General features: G+C 70.6%; 8 protein-coding genes and 1 pseudogene. 5 read left to right on the forward strand and 4 right to left on the reverse strand.

All coding sequences use genetic code 11. The features are described from left to right. Positions 1-472, forward strand: a 472-nt coding sequence (locus VFO68_RS32820) for an SRPBCC family protein (protein WP_325162321.1), incomplete at its 5' end; no start/stop codon positions are given. A 141-nt stretch (positions 473-613) separates the two neighbouring features. Beyond that, positions 614-883, forward strand: a complete 270-nt coding sequence (gene nrtS / locus VFO68_RS32825) for a nitrate/nitrite transporter NrtS (RefSeq protein WP_325162322.1) — start codon at positions 614-616, stop codon at positions 881-883. Here nrtS and VFO68_RS32830 read toward each other — a convergent pair. Next, on the reverse strand, positions 880-1,470 hold the full coding sequence (locus tag VFO68_RS32830; RefSeq protein ID WP_325162323.1) for a sigma factor-like helix-turn-helix DNA-binding protein: 591 nt from the start codon (positions 1,468-1,470) through the stop codon (positions 880-882). The genes nrtS and VFO68_RS32830 overlap by 4 nt on opposite strands. Positions 1,471-1,681: 211 nt before the next feature. Further along, positions 1,682-1,780: pseudogene (locus VFO68_RS32835) on the reverse strand (sigma factor); the annotation flags it as partial. A 225-nt stretch (positions 1,781-2,005) separates the two neighbouring features. Between VFO68_RS32835 and VFO68_RS32840 the strand changes: the two are divergent. Next, entirely contained in the window at positions 2,006-2,449 is a 444-nt protein-coding gene (locus tag VFO68_RS32840; protein WP_325162324.1) for an SRPBCC family protein, read from the forward strand. Between the two features lie 29 nt (positions 2,450-2,478). Here the strand turns inward: VFO68_RS32840 and VFO68_RS32845 are convergent, their stop codons facing one another. Together VFO68_RS32845 and VFO68_RS32850 are read right to left on the reverse strand one after the other, a co-directional pair. Then, on the reverse strand, positions 2,479-3,675 hold the full coding sequence (locus VFO68_RS32845) for an RNA polymerase sigma factor (protein WP_325162328.1): 1,197 nt from the start codon (positions 3,673-3,675) through the stop codon (positions 2,479-2,481). Positions 3,676-3,704: 29 nt separating this feature from the next. After that, entirely contained in the window at positions 3,705-4,085 is a 381-nt protein-coding gene (locus VFO68_RS32850; protein WP_325162325.1) for a YciI family protein, read from the reverse strand. A gap of 161 nt (positions 4,086-4,246) precedes the next feature. Here VFO68_RS32850 and VFO68_RS32855 point away from each other — a divergent pair, with 161 nt between their 5' ends. Both VFO68_RS32855 and VFO68_RS32860 read left to right on the forward strand, forming a co-directional pair. Further along, on the forward strand, positions 4,247-4,621 hold the full coding sequence (locus VFO68_RS32855) for a nuclear transport factor 2 family protein (protein ID WP_325162326.1): 375 nt from the start codon (positions 4,247-4,249) through the stop codon (positions 4,619-4,621). Beyond that, positions 4,621-4,944, forward strand: a 324-nt coding sequence (locus VFO68_RS32860) for a helix-turn-helix domain-containing protein (protein ID WP_325162327.1), incomplete at its 3' end; no start/stop codon positions are given. The genes VFO68_RS32855 and VFO68_RS32860, both read left to right, overlap by 1 nt.

Here is a 4,944-nt window from a genome sequence, read left to right on the forward strand (position 1 = left end):
CGATGTGGAGGTGGTGCAGGCTGTCCGTGTGCTGGCCGCGCGGCCAGCCGCGGTGTGGCCGCTGATCTGCGATCACGACCTGTACGGCCGGCTGGCGCCGAACCTGTCCACGGTGGAGGTGATCAGCGACCCGGGCGAACCGCTGCGCCGGCGGTGTGTCGACACCGCCGGGAACAGCTGGTCGGAAACGTGCGTCCGCTGGGAACCCGGCAGGCGGTTCGCGGTCGAGGTCGACACCACCGACTACCCCTACCCGCTCACGATGATGCGCGGCCTGTGGCAGGTCGACCCCCATCCCACTGGCAGCCGGATCACCCTGCGATTCGTCTACCAGGCCGCGCCCGCGTTGCGCGGCGGTCTGTTCGCGGTCGGCCTGCGGGTGCTGTTCCCGGTGGCGCTGCGCCGAATTCTGCACGGCTGGCAACGGATCATCACCAGCGACGGCGAACGCGTCGACACCCCGGTCCGTTGAGTCCCATCGGGGACTCGTGGATCTCGCAACGTGCGGTGATCGGTGCGGAGCGGGTTTGGGTGCTGACATGCGCGGTGTCGACGGGGCAGCCTTGTCGAAGAAAAGATGCGCGTCGTGCGGGTCGCGGAGGGTTGTGAAGCGATGGCGGAGGTCGTGGCGACTGCGGTGTGGACGACGCGGATCGAGGCCGTCGGGTTGATCCTGCGCGGCCGGACGGTGCGCACGGCCGGGCCGATCGCGCTGATCGTGGGCACGGTGCTGTCGGTGGTCAACCAGGCCGAGGTGATCATCAGCGGACACCCCACGGTCGCGACCTGGGCGCGGATCATGGTCAACTATCTGGTGCCGTTCGTCGTGGCGAGCGTGGCGTACCTGTCGGCCTGCCGCAGACTCAGCACGTCACGCCGTTAGTGCGGGCCTGGCCATGCCGGCGGCGGCCCGAACCTGGTGAACAGGGCAGGGTCGGTGAAGCCGGTGATGGTGGTGATCAGCCCCTCGGTGATGGTGAGGAGCTTGATGGCGAGCGGTTGGGGTCCGGTGTAGACGGCCAGCGCCGGTTGGCGGTTGGCGGCGGTGGGCAGCAACCGCAGGTCCTGTCCGTGGGGGGCGGCGAACAGCTGTCCGAGGTAGCTCGCGATGGCGTCGCGGCCGTGGTACCAGGACGGGCAGGGTGGCATGGCCAGATCGGCGTCGGCGTGCAGCAGGGCGACCAGCGCCGGGATGTCGGCGGCGTGCCAGGCCCGCACGTATTGCGCGACCAGTTCGGTCTGCGCCGGCGAGGGCGGGTCGGCGCGGCGCTGTGCGGGGAGCCGGGTGGCGAGGGTGGCGCGGGCGCGTTGCAGGGCGCTGTTGACCGAGGCCGACGTGGTGTCGAGCAGATCGGCGGTTTCGGTGGCGGTCCAGCCGAGCACGTCGCGCAGCAGCAGCACCGCCCGCTGCCGCGGCGCGAGGTGTTGGACGGCGGCGATGAAGGCCAGTTCGATGTGCTCGCGGCGCACCACCGCGGCCGCGGGGTCGGCGGTGGGGGTCCGGGTCGGGGATCTCGAGCAGGGTGTCGGGGTAGGGCTGCAGCCAGGGGATGTCGGGATCGTCGGCGGCAGGCGGGATCGCCGGGTCGGCCGGTGCGCCCAGCGCGGTGGGCAGCACGCGGCGGGCCCGGTGGTCGAGGGCGTCGAGGCAGGTGTTGGTGGCGATGCGGTAGAGCCAGCCGCGCAGGCTAGAGCGGTGTTCGAACCGGGCCAGGTGCCGCCAGGCCTTGAGCAGGGTCTCCTGCAGGGCGTCCTCGGCGTCGTGGAGCGAGCCGAGCATCCGGTAGCAGTGCACCAGCAGCGGCCGCCGGTGCGGCGCGGTCAGGCGCTGGAAGGCGTCGGGGTCTCCGCCCAGCGCTGCGGCCAGCAACTGCGGCTCGCCGGCGGGCACGACCGGTCCGCTGACGATCACCGGGTCACTCTAGATCGTCGCGACCCGATGAATCCGGCGCCGGGCAGCCGTCACAACCGTTGACGAGATCTCTTCAACGGGAAGGAACCGGCGATGCCAACGATCACCAACACCATCGAGATCAAGGCCGACGCGCAGGACGTGTGGGCGGTGCTGGCCGACCTGCCGGCCACCCGCAGGTGGCTGCCCGGAGTGGTCACCGCCCGGGTGGACGGCGATCTGCGGGTGTGCACGATGGCCGACGGGCAGGAGATCCACGAACGGATCACCGCCCTGTCCCCGCACGATCGCACCCTGCGCTTCGAACACGTGCGGGTGTCGCTGCCGGTGCAGCACTCGGCCGGCTCGTTCACCGTCGCTGCCGCACCCGCCGCAGGCACGGCAACGGTCCGTTTGGAGACCACCTTCGAACCGCTCGACCCCGCCGGGCTCGATGAGCTCATCACCATGATCCACGGCGCGTTCCAGCAGTCGCTGGAGTCGCTGCGCCGGTTCGTGGAGGACAAGACCACCTGGGACACCGCCACGCTGACCTGACCCTGCGCGGCTGGGTCACGGAACCTTGGTCAGGGGTTGTGTCGGCCGCCGTGTAGGAGGAAGTCGCGTTCGGCGTCGGTGGGGGCGAGCGCGGCCGCGTGCTGGTAGGCGGTGGTGGCTTCGGTGTGGCGGCCGAGTCGATGCAGCAGGTCGGCGCGGGTGGCGTGGAAGGCGTAGTAGTGGTCGAGGTCGAGGTCGTCGACCAGCGCCAGGGCGGGGCCGGGGCCGTGGACCTCGCTGACGGCGATGGCGCGGTTGAGGGCCACGACCGGGGTGGGGGCGATCGCGAGCAGGTGGTCGTAGAGGGCGAGGATCTGCCGCCAGTCGGTGTGGGCGGCGGTGGCGGCGTCGGCGTGCACCGCGTGGATCGCGGCCTGGAGTTGATAGGGGCCGGGGCGGTTGCGGCGCAGGCATCGGCGCAGCAGCGTCTGGCCTTCGGTGATGAGCGCGCGGTCCCACCGGCTGCGGTCCTGCTCACCGAGCGGCACGAACGACCCGTCGGCGCGGGTGCGGGTCGTGCGCCGGGACTCGACCAGGAGGACGAGCGCGAGCAGCCCGGCCGCTTCGGGTTCGTCGGGCATCAGCTCGGTGAGCATCCGGGCCAGCCGGATCGCCTCGACACACAGGTCGGGGCTGCTGAGTCCGGCGTTGTAGATGAGGTAGATGACAGCCAGCACGGGTGGCAACCGGCCGGGCAACTCCGCGTCCTCCGGGACACGGTAGGGAATGCGGGCGGCTTTGATCTTGCGTTTGGCGCGGACCAGGCGACCCGCCATGGCCGGTTCGGTGACCAGGAACGCGCTGGCGACCGCGGTGGTGGACAGACCACCGAGCAGCCGCAGGGTCAGCGCCACCTGGGCTTCGCTGGACAGCGCCGGGTGACAGCAGGTGAAGATGAGACGCAGCCGCTCGTCTGGCACCGGGTCCACGTCGTGCACCTCCCCGGGGATGTCAGGGGTTGCGAGTCGGGCCGCCTCGCCGGCCAGTGTCCGGCCACGGGCCTCACGGCGGAGCCGGTCGATGGCGTGGTTGCGCGCCGTGGTGGTGATCCACCCGCCGGGGTTGGGCGGCAGCCCGTCGGCTGGCCACTTGCGCAGGGCGAGGGCGAACGCGTCCTGGACCGCGTCCTCGGCGAGGTCGATGTCCCCGCAGAAGCCGATCACGGCCGCCAGCGACCGGCCGGACTCCACGCGGAAGATCCGGCCGACCACCGCCTCGTCCACCATCTCGTCCACCGGTTCGGTGGCCTGGTTGGTCACGTTGGGAAGTCGGTGGGTTTGTCGGCGAAGGCGGCGAACGGGCGGACCTCGATCGGCGTGTTGATGCACTCGGTGACCTTGGCCGCCCAGCCCAGCGCGGCGTCGAGGTCGGGGGCGTCGATGATGTAGAAGCCGCCGAGGTGGTCCTTGGACTCGGCGAAGGGTCCGTCGGTGGTCAGCACCTCACCGCCGGCCGTGCGGACGACGGTGGCGGTGTCCGGTTCGTGCAGGCGGCCGGAGAACACCCACGCGCCCGTGGCGGCCATCTCCTGCTCGATCTCGCCCAGCCGGGCGTGGGACTGCCGCATCGCCTCCTCGCTCATCGGCTCGCGGACCTCACCGTCGCGACTGTGCACCGACAACAGGTAACGCGCCATGGTTGATCTTCTCCTCCTGAACCGGGGCGGGTAGCTCCCGCATCCTCACCCCACTACGAACGGGCCGCACGCGAATCGACACCCCGACCGGAAATATTCGATGGTTGACACACCACGATCAACTCCTATTATGAGAGCCTCATGTCATTGAAGGAGTGAATGTGTCGAACGCTGAGATCTTCCGGACCTACCTGGCCAGATTCACCTCGGGAGACCGCGAGGCGGCCGCGGAGCTGTTGACCGAGGATTTCCGGTTCCACGGCCCGATGCTGCAGTCTGAAGGTAAGGCGGCGTTCCTCGACGGGTCCGCCGGGCTGTGCCCGATCATGCGCGGCGCCGAGGTGCACCGGCAGTGGGAACAGGACGGCGAGGTCTGCTCGATCTACGACTTCAAGATCCAGACCCCGGCCGGGGAGGTGGTGTCGATTCCGATGGCCGAGTGGAACTCCTTCCGGGACGGCAAGCTCGCCTCCGCCCGCCTGATCTTCGACACCGCCGCGCTGAACACGGCCCTGGCCGCCGCGCTGCCCGCCTGATGCCCCCGACGGCGTGGACCGGCTACGGCCGGTTCTGCCCGCTGGCCAAAGCCTTGGACGTCATCGGGGAACGCTGGACCCTGGTGATCGTCCAGGAACTGCTCAAACGCTCCGCCCGCTACGGCGAACTGCTAGCCCGGTTGCCCGGCATCAGTACCAGCGTGCTCGCCGACCGGCTGCGCACCCTGGAACGCGCCGCCGTGGTGCGGCGCGAGCCGGGCGCGGTCGGCGCCGGTGTGGTCTACGCGCTGACCGAGCGTGGGTTGGCGCTGGAGGGGGCGTTGCGGGAGTTGCGGCGGTGGGGCGCCGAGTTCCTGGTCGAC

Origin of the sequence: Actinophytocola sp. (assembly GCF_035712165.1) — a bacterium.
Lineage (GTDB): Bacteria > Actinomycetota > Actinomycetes > Mycobacteriales > Pseudonocardiaceae > DASYTH01.